This window comes from Streptosporangium nanhuense, from assembly GCF_059358815.1.
This window is the reverse complement of record NZ_JCADBG010000109.1, coordinates 1-1,094: the sequence shown is the minus strand read 5'-3', so window position 1 is coordinate 1,094 and position 1,094 is coordinate 1. Positions and strand designations below refer to the sequence as shown.

Annotated in this window: 1 protein-coding gene; it reads left to right on the top strand. The window is 72.5% G+C overall.

The window, feature by feature from the left end:
- Nucleotides 1-12 precede the first annotated feature (12 nt).
- On the top strand, nt 13-1,094 hold a 1,082-nt coding region (locus tag AC5L38_RS44205), incomplete at its 3' end, for a type I polyketide synthase (RefSeq protein ID WP_495248821.1).

Below are 1,094 nucleotides of genomic sequence, written 5' to 3'. Positions count from 1 at the left end.
CCCGAGGGGACGGTGTTGATCACTGGTGGGACCGGTGGGTTGGGGGCGGTGTTCGCGCGGCATGTGGTGGCCGAGCGGGGTGTGCGGCATCTGTTGCTGGCCAGTCGCCGGGGTCCGGATGCCCCCGGTGCGGTGGAGTTGCAGGCGGAGCTGATCGCGCACGGCGTCGAGGTGGAGATCGCCGCCTGCGATGTGGCCGACCGTGAGCAGGTCGCGGCGCTGCTGGCCGGGATTGCTCCCGAGCATCCGCTGACCGCGGTGATCCACACCGCCGGTGTGCTGGATGACGGGACGATCCCGTCGCTGACGGCGGGACGGCTGGATGCGGTGCTGCGGCCCAAGGTGGATGCGGCGTGGCATCTGCACGAGCTGACCCGCGATGAGGACCTGGCGGCGTTCGTGGTGTTCTCGTCGGTGGCGGGGACGTTCGGTGGGGCGGGTCAGGGCAACTACGCGGCGGCGAATGCGTTCTTGGACGCGCTGGCTGTCCATCGGCGTTCGCGGGGGTTGGCGGGGGTGTCGCTGGCGTGGGGTCCGTGGGCGCGGGACGCGGGGATGACCGGGACGCTGGGTGAGGTCGATCTGCGGCGGATGGCGCGGGCGGGAGTGGTGCCGCTGTCGGTCGAGCAGGGGGTCGCGCTGTTCGAGGCGGCCGGTGCGGTGGCCGCGGTGGTGGTGGCGGCGCGCTTCGACGTGGCGGCGGTACGGGCGCATGGTGAGGTGCCGCATCTGCTGCGCGGGCTGGTGCGGGGGGTTCGCCGGTCGGCGGTGTCGGGGCCGGCGTCGGGTGATGGGGTGCTGGTGGGCCGGCTGGCCGGTTTGGGGGAGGCCGATCGGGTGCGGCTGGTGGTGGAGGTGGTGCGGGCGCAGGCGGCGCTGGTGCTGGGACACGCCTCACCGGAGACGGTGGAGGTGCGGCGGGAGTTTCGCGAGCTGGGCTTCGACTCCCTCACCGCTGTGGAGCTGCGCAACCGGTTGAACGCGGCCACGGGGTTGAGGTTGCCGGCGACGTTGGTGTTCGACTACCCGACTCCGGTGGTGCTGGCGGAGTTCCTGCTGGGCGAGCTGCTCGGCGACAGGGCCGACGTGATCAT